Origin of the sequence: Tolypothrix campylonemoides VB511288_2, from assembly GCF_045999855.1 — a bacterium.
GTDB classification, from domain to species: domain Bacteria; phylum Cyanobacteriota; class Cyanobacteriia; order Cyanobacteriales; family Nostocaceae; genus Scytonema; species Scytonema bouteillei_A.
Genome location: NZ_JBFPMW010000019.1, coordinates 121,112 through 138,729 on the forward strand (window position 1 = coordinate 121,112; position 17,618 = coordinate 138,729).

Genomic DNA, 17,618 nt, shown 5'->3' on the forward strand with positions numbered 1-17,618 from the left:
CCCCCCGATAAATTGGGGGGAACTTCATTCCAGTTCTCCCTTTTCACGATATTTCATCTCTTTTCTAGAGAGCTGTACACTACCGTAGCTTAAAAAAGGGGGAACTTAATTCCAGTTCTCCCTTTTGACGATGTTTCATCTCTTTTCTAGAGATCTGTACACCACTGTAGCTTCTTCAGACAGGGGAGAGGTCGATGATAGTGTAGATTCAAAGCCACCCGTTTCTTGCGGTATTTGAAAATGATAAAGTCTAAGCTCCAAAATCAGTTAGGGACATATGGGCTATTGGGAGTCATAGCACTAGCAACGTTGTTCCCTTTATTTTGGCTAATCAGTACGGCGTTAAAATCCCCAACGGAAAATATCTTTCAGTCTCCACCGCAGTTACTGCCAAGTCAACCTACTCTCAATAACTTTGTGACGGTTTGGCAAACAAACCCTTTTGGACAGTACTTGTTTAACAGTACTTTAGTCGCAGTGCTGACTGTCAGTCTAAATTTAGTTTTTTGCGCTTTAGCTGCTTATCCACTCGCAAGATTGTCATTTCCTGGAAGAGATTGGATTTTTATTGCGATCGTCTCCACTATTATGATTCCCTTCCAAATCGTAATGATTCCCCTTTATATCCTGACAGTCCAGTTGGGTTTAAGAAATTCTTATTTGGGAATTATTTTTCCTAGCTTAGCTTCTGCTTTTGGAATTTTTCTGTTGCGACAAGCGTTTATGAGCGTTCCTAAAGAAATGGAAGAAGCCGCACGCATGGACGGTTGTTCCGAATTGGGGATATGGTGGCATATTATGCTTCCTGCCATTCGTCCTGCTTTAGTGACTTTGGCAATTTTCGTCTTTATTGGTTCTTGGAGTGATTTTCTTTGGCCTTTAATTGTCATTCAAGACGAAAGTCTCTATACTCTTCCTTTAGGTGTAGCAAAGTTGGCAGGTACATTTTCCCTAGATTGGCGGTTAGTAGCTGCTGGATCGGTTATTTCCATTGCTCCAGTACTGGTCTTGTTTCTGTTTTTACAACGTTATATTGTTCCAACAGAAACTGGTAGTGGCGTTAAGGGTTAATCCGCCTGCGCGGACTGAATAGAAGCCTGTATAAAAATAAAGATAGCACGCACCCTGAATAAGTTAAAATGTTGTCGCTTAGATGGGCAATATTGCCCTTCCGGATGATGTAGCTGAAATGCGATCGCCTTCAACAGGCACCTTTCTTGTTCACGACTGCTCCAATTGTTTTCACAATCAGATACAGATCGTACATCACCGACCACTTGCGCTGGTAGGCAAGATCCATGCTGACTATAGTCTCAAAGTCGGTAATACAGGAACGACCATTGGCTTGCCATTCTCCTGTAATCCCTGGTTTCACTTGCAATCTTTGCCAGTGGTGGACATCATAGTTGACAACTTCATCGGGAGTCGGTGGACGAGTCCCTACTAAGCTCATCTCTCCTTTGAGGACGTTCCAAAATTGAGGTAATTCGTCTAAGCTTGTGCGTCTTAAAAATTTGCCTACTTTTGTAATTCTAGGATCTTCAGTTGATTTAAATATGTGACCCTTGGCTTCGTTTTTTACCAAGTGCTTAAGCCGATCTGCATCCACTATCATGGAACGGAACTTCCAAATACGGAATTTACGTCCATTAATACCACAACGTATTTGACTGTAGAAGAGGGGACCTGGATCGTCTAACTGGGTAGCTATGACTACGGGGATTGCTACTATAGCTGTAATCAACAACCCCACAATAGCTCCTAAAATATCAATTAACCGCTTGATGATACTTGTAGCGGAGGGGTGTACGGGTTGGTGTGGAAACTCAACTGAATTATATTGACTGAAAACGCCTACATCAATAGATTGGCTTTCTGTTTTATCGGATGTACAAGTAGACACGGGAGGAGTAGTTTTTATCTACGGAGATTTATATAGTATTAATATAGACCAGTAATGCTTTTAAGTGAAAGGTCACAACTGAAATTTTATATAATCTTTCAGATAGGGAGGAGTATTTAAACTTTCTGTATTTTTAGGGTTTAGACATTGGGAATTGCAGAGAAAGGAGAGGAAGTAGACAAGATAGATAAGGAAGAAACTTCGATCTTGTCCTCCTTGTCTCCCTTGTCCTCCTTGTCCCCTCTTACTGAAGGACGCCTATAGCAAAATTAACAGTGTAGGGTTCATCGAGTGATTGGCGGGTACTGGCTTTGATGGCATCAAGATAACGAGCGATCGCTTGCAGTTGCTGAGTATTGGGACGATAGGTGAGACTTCCTTGCTTTTCAAACAGTGGTGCAGCCGAGAAGGCTTGATAATCGGGATTCTCAGATGAACCCGGAACAAGCCAGGTCGCTTCAGTGCTTGTTGGTACTAAACCCGGTGGAAGTTCGCCTTCTAGAAAAGCAAGCAAGCGTTGCTGACAGTTGCGCGTGTTGATACCGCGATTCTCAAACAACTGAATGATTTCTCCAAAAGATACCGGTCGAGTTGGCAAGATTCGCAGCAATTCCGTGAAGAGGAAGTAATCAGTGTACTGTTGTCTGGAAACTTCTAAGACTTGAGGATGCAGGGGAAGCACGGCTAAACCGTATGCAACCCGGCTGCAAGTGGGTGAACCGTTTTCACCGAGGTACAAATCTTGGATAATCCTGGCATTTGGTAATTTTTGACGCAGCCACCGACTGACAGCTCCTAAGGAAGCAACCCCTCCCGTTAAGATGGCTTGATTGATTGCTTCTGTGGGTAAGCCTTTAGCAACTAACAATCTGTTGAGTTCTCGATTAATACGGCGTACAAAGGGGACAAACACCTGGCTCTCTAAGTCTCGCCGCTGCAATACCCATTTTTGATCGGCTAATTCTAAGGTGAAGGATTCTTGGTGTTGTAGGATTAACTTGAGAGCAACAGCTGCATCCACAACTGCTTTTCCTAACAACGAACTTTCCAGACGTTGCTGCAAACGCACTCGTTCTACCAAATCGGGTTCTCCCGGTCTTGGCAAAGTTAATTCTTCTAAACCCAAGCTAGAAAAACTCATTCGATCTAAGCCAGGAACGGCGGGTTGCCAATGCCAGGGGTTGCTGCTCACCGGTTTGCTCTCGCTTTGATTGTCAGTACGCGGTTGTCGCCATTTTGGTGGAAGTAGCAATTGGCAAATAATATCTTGCTCGATTCCCGAACCCGCATAGGTAAAACCGTGGAGCATGAAATCGTTATGGGTTAAGTCTTCTAAATTGTCTGGCAAATCAACCAGCGCCATTTCTGTTGCGTCGGCTCCAATATTAATGACAAGAGTGCTACCGTTTAAAGGACGATCGCTGGTTTTTGCCAAACGAGTCCCTTGGCGACCCTTGATTTTGACAATCTCCCCATTAGCACCATCTAGTTCGCACAGCAAACAGGCGATCGCTTCTTCTACAAAGAAGACTTGTTGTGAGTGCTTTACCAGTTTGCTTGTGAGTATCGCTTCTCTAATATTAAAGCGATACTGTTCCGACCAATTCGACGGGCAATTACAAATGACGCCCGTCACGCGACTCATAATGATCCGGAAAATGTCTTGCTCTATACCAACAGCAGCAGCCGTTAAACCTAAAGTTGTGCTGCTGCGGTCTGCCATTAAGGTTAACAGCAGTTTTGAAAGCGATCGCACAACCCAAACCAAAGGAACTGTAGAAAAGTCATTTAACTGCAAAATCGGTTCCCATTTTTGTTGTTCGTTTTTGTAAGGAAGGGCGATTTGCAAATACGGTTTTAACTGCGCTGAAAATAGGTTGTGCGATTGAGTTGCACCCCCTTGGGAACTTCCACCTTCACTCTCAGATAACTTTTCTTCACCCACAGCCGCAGCTGGCGTTTGCTCGTGGGAGTGAGAATTCTCTGTTTCATTAGCATTTACAGAAGCCGTTGGTAAATAAACTTCTGCAGGTAAACGAAAAGACCGCGCACTTGTCTCTGGTTGATTTTCTGCTATCCAGTAGAGAGGATAAACCTCGGTTGTAGAGCGATTTAACAGTGCAGCAGAAATTCCAGTTGTCCCCAAATCAATTCCTAAATACCAAACTGAGTTAGCAGCTTCAAGTGTTACCTCTTTATCATCTGTGGAACGAGAAATGGAAACTAAAGAACCCACAAGTTGTTCTTCTGTCGCTTCATTTTTTTTTTCAGTTGCAGCCACCAATTCTTTTTCTGCGATCGCTCCCGACTCAGTCCCTGTCGGTTGTGGAACTTCTGGCGGGATAAGCCGACTTTGTGCATTTTCTCGATTTTCTAAATCCTGAAGAGGTTCGAGCAGAGAATTGAGTTCTCCATCAAAACTCGCCAAATCCTGCTCCAATTGCTGCAACTGGGCTTCTTCCAATGAAATATCAGCAACTTCCGCAGATTGATTTTCCTCCTGCAGTAGCAAACTTTCTTGTGGAGAAGCGGGAATATAACTTTCTTGAGAAGAATCAGCATCACGATTATCGATGATGGTCACTGAAGGTTGAGCTTCGGAAGTGGCAATTTCTGTATTTTTTGGTATAATAGGAGACTCTTCCAAAACCTGTTCGCCATCACTCGTATCATTTAGTAAGTCAGTTAAGGCTGTAATGATATCAGCACTGGGCGGTTCATCAACCATAAAAGTTGCTTCATCGCTCACTACGCTATCCACCCCTGTAATTTCCACAGGAATCTCTTGTCTTTCCTGAGTGTCGGCATGAGTAAGATTCAAAAGTTTTTTATCCGAACCTTCCACCCAAGGATCTGGTATCGAAGTGGTAGAACCAGCAGGGACTTCTTGATTTGTGGGCTCGGCTGGTTGGATTGTGTCGTCTGTAATTGACTCTTCTTTGAAATCCGTTACGTTACCCTCTACCAAATCCATCGCATTCGGTGCTTCAAAAACCATCTCGTGTAAGAAAGTTTCTGAATCGAGTTGTTCTCCATCTGTTGTTGAGGGTGGAGTTTCCGTGAATAAGTCATCTATAAAATTTGTTGAGTTTTGAACCTCAGGAATCCTCTCCTGTGGTGCTACCGTTGGGATTGGATTTGTGGTTGCGGGTGGAATTTGCGTAGATGAGGATGGCGTCACATCTGTAAATAACTCATCTACAAAATGTGTAAACTGATTGATATGAGGAGTAATTTCTGGTGGAACTACCTTTGCAATTGGATTAACTTTTGGAGAAGAAGTTTTTGTGGGTGGGGAGGATGAAATACCCATAAACAACTCATCTATAAAATTTGTTGCCTTTTTAACATCTTTAACCTCCACAGGAACTTTCCGTGATGGGACTTCTGGTTGCACTTGAGCAATCACAGGTGTAATGGGAGAATCAGCAGACTCGTCCGTTACATCTACTTGACTCAGTGATACGTTTGTTACTACATTTGTTTCCCTAGGGGTGATATCTTTTGCCTCATTTGTTGCGACATTTGTTTCCTTAGGGGTGATATCTTTTGCCTCATTTGTTGCGACATTTGTTTCTCGATCGCGTACCTCATTTTCAAACAGACTGGCATACAGGCGATCGACTTCATCCGGTTCTGTTTGAGAAATATCCAGTTCTCCGCTATCAGCAGTACTATAACTAACTAAGTTTTTTTGCGTGTCTCGCTCGAGAGGAGATTGGACTGCACTTATAGTTTCTGAGGTATCAGCGTCCTCATATACCTCAAAGTCTGTCTGGGTCGCAATAGCAGTATTTGTGGGTGAGGATAAAGTTTCAACTGGCTTGGCTTCTAATAACTCAGGTATTAACTGTTGAGATAGGGTGGGCTTTAAGATTTCCTCGTTTACATCATTATTAGATGGTTCGCTCTCATAAGTGTACTGCTGTAAATGTTGTGTTAAATTACCAATCAAACCCGTCAGTAACTGCTCTCCCTGGACTCCTTTGCTGTGCATTCTTGCAAGAGCTTGTGATAAAGACTCATGATAAGTGTGGATGTTGCGCTGTAGAGAGTCAAAAACAACGTTCACAGTTCCATCAAGTGCTAGTAACTTTTGATCGAGTTCTCGGGCGAGTCTTGCTACCTCCTCAACTCGATCTGCTGAGTGCAGTGAAAGTGCTGGAGTAGAAGTTGTGATGGGCTGGACATAACTTCTGGGACTAAGCGTAGCAGAAGCATTGTCAGTACTGGGAATGGATATTTTTTGAGAATTAGTCTCATTTACAGGAGACGTTGAACCAGTGACCAGGCGATTCTTAAGCACCTGCAAGAATTCTGAAATCATGTGCTCTTGATTCGCCACTTGTTGTGCTAAGGAGTAGTTATGCAACCGCCTTTGTTCTAATTGCCTGATTTCCTCCACAATATTTGCCCGTTCTTGCAGCAGGGTTTGCAATTCTGCTTGCAAAGGTGCCAGAAAAGCTGAAAATTCTCCTTTCACAGTAGAAGTATCGGCGGTTTCCTGTTGTTGAAGTTCGTACTGCTCCACAGGAGATGTTTGGGCAGTTTCGTCTTGTCCTGCATATCTTGCAAGCAAGCGAGATTGTTGTATTTGTTGCTCGCGTTCCTGTTCGTCGCTTTCAGCCAACCTGACTAAAAAATTTCGAGTTTGTTCTAAAATCTGTCGGGGTTCTGACGCTTGACTCGAGAGAAACCGAGACAGTCGCTTGTTAGTCAGTAAGCGGTCAATATCTGCAATTAAGGTTTGAGTTTCTGTTAACCGGGAAGTCACGTTAAGTTACCTTATATAGAACTGTAAGTTGGGTGATATTAGGAAGTGCTGTACAACTGTTGCAATTTATGTTATTCGTGAATAGCGGCGTCTATCAATATGATGTGTCAAAAATTCGCCTACTTTGAGAGAATAGCTTAACAGCTCGCTGCGGTTTCGGCACACAAAAAGTGTTCTTAATCGGCAAGTTGACCAAATCTCGCTCTGTACGCTGTTATTTTTCTCTCATCTTTATATTTTTGTTGCGGCTCGCTGTTAGAAATCTTAGGTTACCAAAAATAAACGATCTTGAGTATCATGAGTGTAGTTTATCTACAATGTAATGCGAGAGCGCTTGTATCATTGGTGACCGTTGAGAAAGGCGCGTTTGCTGCATAAGATTGTTGGAAAAACTTTACTCTAATTTAATAGTTGGGTAAACATTTTTTATAAGAGTCATTCCGACTGCTATATCGTGTAACATAGTTTAGCTTTATATTGAGTGGCTTGTGCTTTAATAGCATATGCTTACAGAGGAACTGTTATATTTTGCTGCTTAACAGTACAGTAAAGATTTTGTGATGGAAGAAAGGTATAGCTTACAAGCACCTGGCAATTCCTGGATGAACTTGGCTCCCTTTTTTCAGGGGCTGCCAGAAACGGTCGTAGAACCTGCGCTCACCCATCTTGTGACCCGCACTCACCCAGCAAACCAAGTTATTCTATTGGAAAATGATTGGGGCGGTTCTGTGTATTTTATTATGGAGGGCTGGGTAAAAATTCGTACCTACAATTTAGAGGGTAAAGAAGTGACGCTAAATATCCTTGGAAAAGGAGAATTATTTGGCGAAATGGCAGCCCTTGACGAAGTACCTCGTTCCACCGATGTAATTACACTGACTCCTACAGTAATTGGCAGTATGCCATCCCAGGATTTTCTCAAATTGCTTTATACAGAACCTCTGGCTGGAGTCCGATTGGCACAACTGATGGCGCGGCGATTGCGCCAAGTCAATCGGCGGCTGCGATTGCGGGAATCTGACAGTCAATCACGAGTGGCAGACACATTGCTGTTTTTGGCTGAAGGACAGGGCAAAAAGGCACAAGCGGGAACAGAAATTCCTAATTTACCTCACCGAGAATTGAGCAGTTTAAGTGGATTAGCGAGGGAAACTGTCACGCGGGTCTTAACAAGGTTAGAAAAAAAAGGTCTGATTAGACGAGAGCAAGATGTTATCTGTATTCCCGATATATCAGCTTTGGAACGAATGATTGTTTAAAGTGATGGGTGACCGGCGACTGGTGAAGAACTGGTTGCTGATAGCTAAAAATGGATGTTTGATGAATTGATGGTAAAGAAAAACGATTTAAATCAAAATTCTATGAAATTGGAAGCACCACTAAGAGTGGTGGAAACAGCATTTTTGGCTAGCACTGCGAGCTTAATTTGGTTTATTAATTTTTACTTTCCTCTAGGACCTGTTTTGCGGATATTTTTCCCCGTACCTATCGCCTTAGTCTACCTTCGCTGGGGTAGCAGGGCGGCGTGGATGGCAGCTCTGACTTCTGGTTTGTTGCTTTCAGTCCTCATGGGACCAGTCCGCAGTCTTCTCTTTGTAATGCCCTTTGCGTTTATGGGTGTTCTTTTGGGCGCAACTTGGACTCGCCGCGTTCCTTGGATCGTTTCCATTAGTTTGGGTACGCTACTGGGAACTTTGGGGGTATTTTTCCGAGTGTGGTTGCTGTCTGTACTATCTAATGAAGACCTCTGGATTTACGTAATCAATCAAGTGACGGATTTCATCGAGTGGATATTTCTCAAATTAGGTATTTTGTCCAGCCCCAGCGTATTCTTGATTCAAGTCGGCGCGATCGCTCTGATTGTCTTGAACAATTTTATCTATCTATTTGTAGTACATTTGGGCGCATGGCTGCTCTTGGATCGCTTGGGAAACCCAATTCCCCGCCCTCCACGTTGGGTACAAGTTATTTTAGATTACGAATAATTGTTGGTTGTTAGTTGTTGGTTGTTCTACTAACCACGAACCACTAACCAAACCATATGATTCAATACGGTTCAGATAAGACTCGATCCCCTCTAGCCTCCGAGCGCTCAACTGCGGTGGTGTACACAAGTCTTCTATGGTGCATTAAAAGCGGTTTCGATCCCCCCTTAAAAAAGGGGGGAACTTCATTCCAATTCTCCCTTTTCACGATGTTTCATCTCTTTTTTAGAGATCCGTACACTACCGTAGCTGGGGTTGGGGGGAGATGGGGGCTCTTCAAGGATGAGTATTGTTAACTGAACCGTACTGCCATATGATTCGCATTTATACTCAAATTGAGCAAGCTAAGGAATGGATGACTAAGTATCGAGGTTGTCTACCCGTGTTTGCTTGCATTCTAGGATATACTGACACTTGTTTGATCCCAGGTATTTCTGCGGCTGGTTCAACGCCAGAGGATAGAAAATACACTGCTTGTGCAGACGCTGAGTTTTTATACTACGGTACTGGTGTAAAACCCAAGTATCCCTTACCTCCACTCATAGCTGGAGTGTCTCCCGTCTTCATTACCCGTGCTGTGGTTGAAACACTAAAAATACCAGTATATATATTTAATGCTGGTTTGCCCCAGTCCCCTCCTGTTCCTGTAATAGATTTGGGCGGTTCTCCAGCCAAGTGTTTGAGCCAAGGTAAGGCTATGGATATTGCAACAGTCCATCACCTATTGAAGCAAGGGATGGAATGGGGCGAACGCTTAGCAAATCATGACCGAAAAGACTATTACATTTTAAGCGAGTGCGTTGTTGGAGGAACGACAACTGCTCTAGCAATATTGACTGGCTTGGGTGTACAAGCCGTTGGAAAAGTTAACAGCAGTCACCCTGTTTGCAATCACGCTCAAAAGTGGGCGCTTGTGCAAGCTGGTTTGAAGAAGATGGAGAGAGCAAAAGAGGGAGGGAGCGAGAAAAACTTCCCTCACTCTCTCACTCCCTCACTCCTTCACTCCCCAATTGATCCCCTAGAACTTGTCGCTGCAGTGGGAGATCCCATGCAAGTCGCAGTTGCTGGAATGACTCTTGCTTTAAGTCGCAGCTGTGGTGTTTTGCTTGCAGGTGGAACACAAATGCTGGCAGTCTATGCTTTGATTTGTGCGATCGCACAAGTGTATGGCTTACCTTGGCAAGTTGAAGAAGTCATTGTGGGAACAACCCGTTGGGTAGCAGAGGACTCAACAGGGGGAACTATTGAATTAGCTGAACTTATTGGTAGGGGTAGCAATACTCCTTATGAATTATTCACTCCGCCTTTACTGGCCACTGAATTAAGCTTTGCTGAATCTTGTTACGAGCAACTGAGAGCTTACGAAAAGGGTTTTGTAAAAGAAGGTGTAGGTGCTGGTGGTTCTTGCATTGCGGCTTATCTCTACCAAGAATGGCAACAACACCAACTTTTGCAAGAGATTGAAAAACAAATAAAGTCCGCCTACGGGGACTAGTAGTACGCCACGGAAAATTTGACAGATTGGGTCGATCGAGATTCGCGACTTCTTAAAGAAGTCGCGGCTCTTGTTGCTCTCAAAATCAATATGGTTAAGTACTCGTGTAACCCCGTTTTTTGAAACTATCTGGGCGGGCTTTACTTACATGCGACGACTAAAAGTCTTTGAGCTTTAATTTGTGAAAAAAACCTGTTTTCTGAATTTAAACCTCGGGGATCGTTGCTAATAGACGAATTGACTCAAATGGGGAAATTTAGAAGATTCAGTTAAAACTCAAAAGTAAAAAGTTAATTTGGTTTTCATTAAGAGCTTATTCTTTTAAGAAGTAATTGTTCTTCTAAAGCTGCTATGCGGTTGTACGCTGCTGTTAATTGTGCTGTCAGACGTTGAATTTGAATTTCTGGTGTTATTTGTTTATCCCCAGCTTGAAGGTTGCTATCTGAATAAATGCCATCGGCTATGACATCCTTATGTTCGAGTTCTGAATTGAAAATGGAATGTCCTTTGAACTGGTGACGGCGATCGCTACTGTTTTCCAGGAAATTATCCCTTGACTCTTCTTTTGCCAAGCTGCAATCTGATAAAGCTTGAGAAACCTTACCATCAAGCTGCTCAATGACCTGGTAGAGGGCATCCAATTTTTGACTCAATGTCAGGACTTGCTTTTGTAATGGCTCCATGTAATACCCTCGTCCGCTTATTTCTCTCTATGTTATAAAATCTCCTGGCAATATTAACTATATTTATGATTTTTTTAACTTTTAATATTTTCTGTTGAAATGCATTATTTAAATCTTTAATTTGAAATATTTCTACATAATTTCTTAAAGTGTTACTGACCCTTTTTATGTAGAAAAATGAATGTCTACAATTGAAGACATTATTGTCCCAGACACTTACGGGCATTTGCCCTAACTGGTCACCGCTCGCCAGTCACTGTTAAACTTACACTGGAAGTTGCAGCAAAGCGGTAACTGATGGCAGTTTTAACTGAAAGTTCGGGCATCTCAAATATAAAATCAATGGAGCGAAGGTCTTTTTTACTGAGTACAAGTGCGCTAGCACTGTCACAACTGCTGATTGGATGCAGTGAACATAATCAAGCAACACTCAACGTACAGTTGTTAAAAGGTTCTATTCCCGGTCAAGTGGTCAGTCAATTTAGCCGGGGATTGAAGGCACAATTAAAGTTTGCTCCGGTAGAGCAATTAGAAGACTTAATTGAGAAATTGAAAGATTGGCAGAAGAAAACAAATACCAAGGAACCAGAATGGGGAATTTCCTTACCTTTCATGAAATCTAATCAGAAATCAGCTATATCTGACTTAGTGACGATGGGAGATTTTTGGCTAACTCAGGCCATTCAAGACAAACTCATTAAACCATTAGAAGTGGCAAAAATAAAGCATTGGTCTGCTTTACCCAAACGGTGGCAAAACTTAGTAACGCGCAATGACAAAGGTCAGATTGATTCTAAAGGGAAGGTTTGGGCGGTCCCTTATCGTTGGGGGAGTACGGTGATTGTTTATCGGCGTGACAAGTTCCAAGAATTGGGATGGACACCAACAGATTGGAGCGATTTGTGGCGAAATGACCTACAAGGACGTATTTCGGTGTTGGAACAGCCAAGAGAAGCAATTGGTTTGGTTTTAAAAAAACTGGGGCAATCTTACAATCAGGAAAATCTTGATAAAGTTACGAATTTAGAAAAAGAACTAGTCTCACTAGATCGACAGGTAAAATTTTACGGTTCAACAAAGTATTTAGAACCCCTAATTACTGGGGACACCTGGCTGGCTGTGGGTTGGTCAAATGATGTTGTCCAAACACTTGGGCGTTATCCCCAACTGGCTGTAGTTGTTCCCAAATCTGGAACCGCAATCTGGGCTGACCTCTGGGTAAGCCCCGCAGGTAAGGAAAATGAAGATCTACTATACCAGTGGGTTGATTTTTGTTTAACTCCTCAAGTTGCTCAAGAAATATCTTTGCTTACCAAAACGAATTCTCCGGCGATCGCAAATTTACCATCATCCGATATGCAAGAGTCATTACGTAATCTATTACAGATGAATACTGACGTTTTTGATAAAAGTGATTTTTTACTTCCTCTATCACCAACAGCCACGGCTCAGTATCAAGCCTTATTTGCTCGCATTCAAGGGTAGGGGAATAAGTCGGAATTCGTAATTGTACTTTTCATTACGAATTCCGAATTGCGAATTCTGACTTATTTTAACCCCAGCTTGCTTTGAAGATTCATGTCTATTCTGCACATAGCTGGACTCGCACTAAAATTACACGTATAGGTTGCCAGTCGTTCTTGTTGATAGTTAAACACGCGCATATTGTAACCATAATTGCGTGCGACTGTACCCAAACGATTTACGAAATCATATCGTTCTAGATAATCTAGCAAAGTCCAAATTTGTTGATTAACGATCAAGTCAATTCTGGCGGGTTCTGCACCAGAAACTGGATATGCTATCCAGTTATCTAGGAGTTTGTTTTCCGAATTTTCCTTTGCCAACCACAAACTAGGAACTGTCAAATTCTCTTGCTCGATGGTGTTAGCCGTAACAACAGAACCTGTGGGACTGGCCAATAGATTTAATTCCAACGGTTTGTCAGAAGCTAGTGGAATGGGTGCATTTTCTGCAAATGCCGGTTGATTTGGCAGTGAAACTGCAGTTACCCAGATACTTAAAAGTAGTGCAAGCTGGCGCATTGTTGAATAAAAAAGTAGAATTCACGGGGAGGTCTTAGTAGTTATACTCACAGTTTTTGACAAAGCACAACTTGGTGCTTTTGAAATGAGTTTCCTCCCTCAGTATAAGACAGAACTTATCCAATTAAGTTTCGTTTTTTCTGTTGGTTTTGAAATAATAAATCCGTGCTATATAATGCAATAATTGTGCAAGCTACAGAGATTTTAGAGAGCAATTAAATTGCGTAAAAATACTGAAGATAGTAAAAATTCAAGTTTTATTTATAGCAGGTGAGATGGCATCACAAGTAATACCTGCGCTTCCCACAGTAGTATTAGTGTTGTAGAGTGGACGATGATGAGCATTGTGAGCTTTTTGGCAGTCATTGTCTTGGTCACTCCTTACTGGGGTCCGCCACATTAATTCTGATAGGTGAAACGATTTTTCCTCTCTCGTTCCGGTGAATCTAGCACAGAATGCAAACTGCGAGGCTGAGCTTCCCTTAAGGTATTCCCAGGCGGAGCTACCAAAACGAGGTGATGCCAAGTTTTGAGAGCCCTCAAAATCAATGTGGTGAACTACTTGTTATTGGTAATTCAATAACAAAAGTCGTTCCTAAATGGGTCTCTGAATGACACCAAAGTTTTCCTTTATGTTGGTTCACTACAATTTGATAGCTGATAGATAATCCTAAACCTGTTCCTTTACCAGGAGATTTGGTTGTAAAAAATGGATCGAAGACTTTCTGTTGGATGCTTGGCTTGATTCCACAACCATTATCAGCGATATTAATGACAGCATAGTCTTGTTCTTCCATATTTTGACTCTTTTCATTATATTTTTTTATACAAGTAGAAATTTCTATTATTGGTTGTATAACCTTAATCGCTCCATCCAACTCTATTTCTTTAGTGTGGATTTCAGCTAAAGCATCAATAGCATTGTTAAGAATGTTCATAAACACTTGATTCAGTTGACTGGGATAACATTCTATAAGGGGCAGATCGCCGTAGTTTGTGATAACTTGAATTTCTCTAGTTTCGTGTTGTTGTAAACGATGGTGCAAGATCAACAGCGCACTATCTATACCTTCATGAATATTAACTTTTTTGAGCGTATCTTCACCGAGACGGGAAAAATTCCGTAAGGAAAACACAATTTGGCTAATGCGTCTCGCACCTGCTGTCATGGAAATTAATAATCTGGAAAAATCTTCTGCAATAAAATCTAATTCAATGCCGTCTCTTTTTTGTTGAATTTCTGCTACAGGGTTGGGGTAATATTGCTGGTAGAGTTTTATAAGCTCTAACAAACTTTGAGCATAGATCTGAGCGTGTGCGACATTGCCATAGATAAAGCTAACGGGATTGTTAATTTCGTGAGCAACTCCTGCAACTAATTGCCCCAAACCTACCATTTTTTCATTATGAATTAACACACTTTGAGTGCGAGTGAGTTCTTCTAAGGTGATTTCTAGCTGGGTTGCTTTTTCTCGTTCTTGTTGCGAAACTATTCGTAAAGCTTCTTCTATCTTCTTTCGCTCATTAATTTCTTGTTCTAGTTCTAAGTTGATTTTTTTTAAAGACTCTGGGCTCGGAAGAGCAAGTGCTAAAGGAACTAACGGTACTAGAGTGATTGCAGTATATAGCGAAATAATAGCAGTTAGGGCTTTCAACAATCCACTCACCCAGTAAATTGGATGCCAAAGTGTCCAGATCTCCATAACATGGGTAGTACCACAAGCAACAATGAATGTTCCAAACAGCAAAAAAATTCCAGGAAACGGTAAATCTTGACGCTTGCGGACAAAATAGCAGAGTACTAATGGAATTGAGTAATAGGCGATCGCAATACAGCTGTCTGATAAGATATTTAGCCAAACTAATCCAGGATTCCAAAGATAGCAATGACCGTGAGGAATAAAAGCTATAGGCATAAACAATTTGTAAAACATCCAGTATTAAGTCAAGAATGCAATTGTGTTTTATCTAAGTACCTGTTTTTCTCTGCTTCCTCCTAGCGAGCCTAAGGGTATAAAGAATTTACTGCAACTGCATATCTAGCCATAAAATTAAAAGAAGTTAAGCGACCAAAAGGTTTCTATCTAAAAATGTCTATCGTAAGATATATAGCAGTCCTCAATGAAATATAAAAATAAGAGTGAAGACTGCTAATGGCTAATAGCTAATGGTCAAAAAGCAATTAGCTATTAGCAATTCAAATTTTTTTCAAATGATTGAGGATTGCTATAGCAATATTATATAGTTGCTGAAAATTATGAAAGTAAAAAAATTCTGATCTTTTTAGAGACTGATTCTCTTACTCTCAGGAATGTTACAATAAATAGCGTTTTCTCATGTTTAAGTACAACCGTTAAATTACTGATGATTTTTGAACTTAACTCTCTTTTGTTAGAAGAGATAGCAGAATTCCTAAATGACTCTTTGGATATTGATAAATATTCCCAGGAAGAGCAAGGGGGTGTGTATGTCCCTTCAATACGTCCTATCAAGCGTTTGGGTTTAGTGCTAGAACCTTGGACGGAGTTGCAAGAATGGGTGGACGCAGAAAATTTAGATGCTCTGTTCTTACATCGACCTTGGAAACTTCAAGCAAAACAACTTGCACCAGATATCGGTGTTATCTCTTATCATTTGGCATTTGATGAACGTTTAACACTCTCATTTAACCCAAAATTGGCGAAAATACTGAAAATGTCTGAATTGGAAGTTTTGGGTGAGAAACAAAACAGACCTATTGGAATGATTGGAGAAATTCCAACGCAAAGCTTTGCTGAGTTGTGCGATCGCATCAGTCAAATTTTTGGTGGATACGAGCACATACGTGGAGTTGATAACCATCACAAAGTCCGAAAAATTGCTGTTGTCGGTGCAATGACAGACGAACTGGTACGAACAGCAACAAATCGCGGTGCAACAGCCTACGTTACCGGACAGTTACGCAAAGGGGCTGATGTTGCATTGCAAGAAACGAAAATGAATGCGATCGCTGTCGGTCATCGCCGTAGCGAAATATCGGGTTTGTGGGCGCTTGCTAGATTGCTGCACGAACGCTGGTCTAGTCTTGAAATTGTCTGTGCTTCGTGAAGAAGGCAGAAGTCCGAAAGCAGAGAAGCAAAGGTAAGAAGAGCATATGGATTCAACCGCTTCTAAAAATTTTGACAAAGTTACCTACAAGCAGACAAAGTTGTACAAAGTGAGGTTAGCGGTTTATCTCACTAATTGTTTGAAAATTAGGACAACAGACCATTTACAAATTTTTATAAATAATTTTAAATACATTAAAAAAATATTTTTTTAATAAAAAAGTATTGTATTTAACAGTCTTTAATTAATAGAAGAATTGCCAAAATGGCAACTTAGACATGAATAAGCTCTATACATTAAAGACAGTTAAAGATGGTAAACGACTTCAAGGGTGTTATTATCAGGGTGTATCACATATTCAATTATTTGTGATACACTTTTCGCCAATAAAGAAGGTAGACGGAGTCAGAACAGCTAGACGAAGAAATGTATAAATGGCTGAAATCCCTACCAATAATCAAGCTTCAGTAGTAAAAAAAGAGGGGGAACAAGAAAGGGACTAATATGCTTGCTCCCACTTTTTTGTCTTATAAATTCTTTTTGTTAATTGATAACAGTTTAAAGACCAATACTTGTCGGTTAAGCCTAAAAATGCGAAAACACGTAGTAGCGCATCTAGGTTAATTTGTTGGGTAGAAATTAATCGGTTAATGAGTCTGTGATTCTTTCCCCCCAGCTCCCGTGCCCCCTGCCCCAGAGCAGCCTCAACCTAACATTTTCAGGTGGATGCGGTAGTAGGTTGGGGAGTCACTCGCGTGCCCAGAGCAGTGCGGTCTTAGGGAGACAGTGCGTTGCGGTGAATCCAGAGAAAGTAGGGGGGTTTCCCGAGACCACCGGGACTGGTGTGAACCCGGAGGGAGGTTTCCTCCGTTGTTCGCGCAGCGTCTTTGCAGGAGATAGCACCTGTCGTTTTTGCCCAAGAGGAGCAACTGCTCTGGGTTTCCCCCCAACCCCACTTCGTGGGGACCCCTAAGCCCCCCGTTGAGCGATGTGGCCTTTGAGGAACGAAACCTAACATTACAGGCATTTGTTGGTTTTGTCCAACCTACAAAAATTCGAGAGCCCTTGCAGTATTGGTTTAAAGACTGTTAAAGAAAACTGACATATGAGGGGTATTGCCCTGCATTCTTAGCAATAAACATAATGATATATTTCAACATAGTTAATTCATTTCATCTCATGAAAGAAGTTGAAAGAAGTAGTTACATATATTCTCATCTGATTTTGTAGTGTATTTAACGTTTTTTAGACTTCTAAGAAACGTGCCAGAGTGGCACCCAAGAAAAAAGTTAATGCAATAAATTAAAAACCATAAATGACATCAGATGGTTCTTTTAAAACTAAAAAAGATATCCAATAACCTCAATAAAACCTACTGAAAAAGCGCACTCAGAAACGCAACACATATCTAAAATTGATATAGGAAGCCTAAATCATTTATGAAAATTTTTAAGTGCTGTAGGGTGAGTAATGCCTACCACATGAGACTTTTGGTGGGCATTACCTATCTTACATAACAGTTCAAAAATCAATTAGGAATTTTATAGACATCCCGTGTCTGAAATAGAAAATCTTCTTCAAAGAAACAAGTGTGCATTTGTCGCAACAGGACTGGTAGAGACATTGTTAATTACAGAAAGCCCCCT

At 41.5% G+C, this 17,618-nt stretch carries 11 protein-coding genes; 6 read left to right on the forward strand and 5 right to left on the reverse strand.

Going from position 1 to position 17,618, the window contains the following annotated elements:
- Positions 1-240 precede the first annotated feature (240 nt).
- Positions 241-1,071 carry a carbohydrate ABC transporter permease gene (locus tag AB0756_RS37130; protein ID WP_038081076.1) on the forward strand — a complete coding sequence of 277 codons (831 nt, stop codon included), beginning with the start codon at positions 241-243 and terminating at the stop codon, positions 1,069-1,071.
- Positions 1,072-1,201: 130 nt separating this feature from the next.
- On the opposite strand, the gene AB0756_RS37135 is transcribed toward AB0756_RS37130, so the two are convergent.
- Positions 1,202-1,903, reverse strand: coding sequence for a sugar transferase (locus AB0756_RS37135; RefSeq protein WP_038081078.1), 702 nt, complete (start codon positions 1,901-1,903; stop codon positions 1,202-1,204).
- Positions 1,904-2,147: 244 nt separating this feature from the next.
- Positions 2,148-6,677, reverse strand: coding sequence for a hypothetical protein (locus AB0756_RS37140; RefSeq protein WP_038081079.1), 4,530 nt, complete (start codon positions 6,675-6,677; stop codon positions 2,148-2,150).
- A 560-nt stretch (positions 6,678-7,237) separates the two neighbouring features.
- Between AB0756_RS37140 and AB0756_RS37145 the strand changes: the two genes are divergently transcribed.
- The 3 genes from AB0756_RS37145 to cobT all read left to right on the forward strand — a co-directional run bounded on the left by AB0756_RS37145 (position 7,238) and on the right by cobT (position 10,157).
- Positions 7,238-7,936 (forward strand): Crp/Fnr family transcriptional regulator, encoded by a 699-nt coding sequence (locus AB0756_RS37145; protein ID WP_038081081.1) that lies wholly within the window; start codon positions 7,238-7,240, stop codon positions 7,934-7,936.
- Between the two features lie 54 nt (positions 7,937-7,990).
- Complete coding sequence (locus AB0756_RS37150; RefSeq protein WP_038081082.1) at positions 7,991-8,662, forward strand: DUF2232 domain-containing protein; 672 nt, start codon at positions 7,991-7,993, stop codon at positions 8,660-8,662.
- Between the two features lie 313 nt (positions 8,663-8,975).
- Positions 8,976-10,157 carry a nicotinate mononucleotide-dependent phosphoribosyltransferase CobT gene (gene cobT, locus AB0756_RS37155; protein WP_038081084.1) on the forward strand — a complete coding sequence of 394 codons (1,182 nt, stop codon included), beginning with the start codon at positions 8,976-8,978 and terminating at the stop codon, positions 10,155-10,157.
- 305 nt (positions 10,158-10,462) lie between these two features.
- Here cobT and AB0756_RS37160 read toward each other — a convergent pair whose 3' ends face one another.
- On the reverse strand, positions 10,463-10,840 hold the full coding sequence (locus AB0756_RS37160) for a hypothetical protein (protein ID WP_038081085.1): 378 nt from the start codon (positions 10,838-10,840) through the stop codon (positions 10,463-10,465).
- 342 nt (positions 10,841-11,182) lie between these two features.
- Here AB0756_RS37160 and AB0756_RS37165 point away from each other — a divergent pair, with 342 nt between their 5' ends.
- Entirely contained in the window at positions 11,183-12,325 is a 1,143-nt protein-coding gene (locus AB0756_RS37165) for an extracellular solute-binding protein (protein WP_038081093.1), read from the forward strand.
- Positions 12,326-12,387: 62 nt separating this feature from the next.
- Here the strand turns inward: AB0756_RS37165 and AB0756_RS37170 are convergent, their stop codons facing one another.
- Both AB0756_RS37170 and AB0756_RS37175 read right to left on the reverse strand, forming a co-directional pair.
- On the reverse strand, positions 12,388-12,885 hold the full coding sequence (locus AB0756_RS37170; protein ID WP_038081087.1) for a hypothetical protein: 498 nt from the start codon (positions 12,883-12,885) through the stop codon (positions 12,388-12,390).
- A gap of 545 nt (positions 12,886-13,430) precedes the next feature.
- Positions 13,431-14,801 carry a sensor histidine kinase gene (locus AB0756_RS37175; RefSeq protein ID WP_237265908.1) on the reverse strand — a complete coding sequence of 457 codons (1,371 nt, stop codon included), beginning with the start codon at positions 14,799-14,801 and terminating at the stop codon, positions 13,431-13,433.
- Positions 14,802-15,249: 448 nt separating this feature from the next.
- Here AB0756_RS37175 and AB0756_RS37180 point away from each other — a divergent pair, with 448 nt between their 5' ends.
- A complete protein-coding gene (locus AB0756_RS37180) occupies positions 15,250-15,972 on the forward strand; it encodes a Nif3-like dinuclear metal center hexameric protein (protein WP_038081092.1) in 723 nt (240 codons plus the stop codon).
- Positions 15,973-17,618 lie beyond the last annotated feature (1,646 nt).

Excerpts from the sequence above, each read along its gene's own strand:
- AB0756_RS37150 (WP_038081082.1), top strand. The coding sequence starts at position 7,991 with ATGTTTGATGAATTGATGGTAAAGAAAAACGATTTAAATCAAAATTCT.
- AB0756_RS37170 (WP_038081087.1), bottom strand. The coding sequence starts at position 12,885 with ATGCGCCAGCTTGCACTACTTTTAAGTATCTGGGTAACTGCAGTTTCA.
- AB0756_RS37165 (WP_038081093.1), top strand. The coding sequence starts at position 11,183 with ATGGAGCGAAGGTCTTTTTTACTGAGTACAAGTGCGCTAGCACTGTCA.
- AB0756_RS37160 (WP_038081085.1), bottom strand. The coding sequence starts at position 10,840 with ATGGAGCCATTACAAAAGCAAGTCCTGACATTGAGTCAAAAATTGGAT.
- AB0756_RS37130 (WP_038081076.1), top strand. The coding sequence starts at position 241 with ATGATAAAGTCTAAGCTCCAAAATCAGTTAGGGACATATGGGCTATTG.
- AB0756_RS37175 (WP_237265908.1), bottom strand. The coding sequence starts at position 14,801 with ATGCCTATAGCTTTTATTCCTCACGGTCATTGCTATCTTTGGAATCCT.
- AB0756_RS37145 (WP_038081081.1), top strand. The coding sequence starts at position 7,238 with ATGGAAGAAAGGTATAGCTTACAAGCACCTGGCAATTCCTGGATGAAC.
- AB0756_RS37180 (WP_038081092.1), top strand. The coding sequence starts at position 15,250 with ATGATTTTTGAACTTAACTCTCTTTTGTTAGAAGAGATAGCAGAATTC.
- cobT (WP_038081084.1), top strand. The coding sequence starts at position 8,976 with ATGATTCGCATTTATACTCAAATTGAGCAAGCTAAGGAATGGATGACT.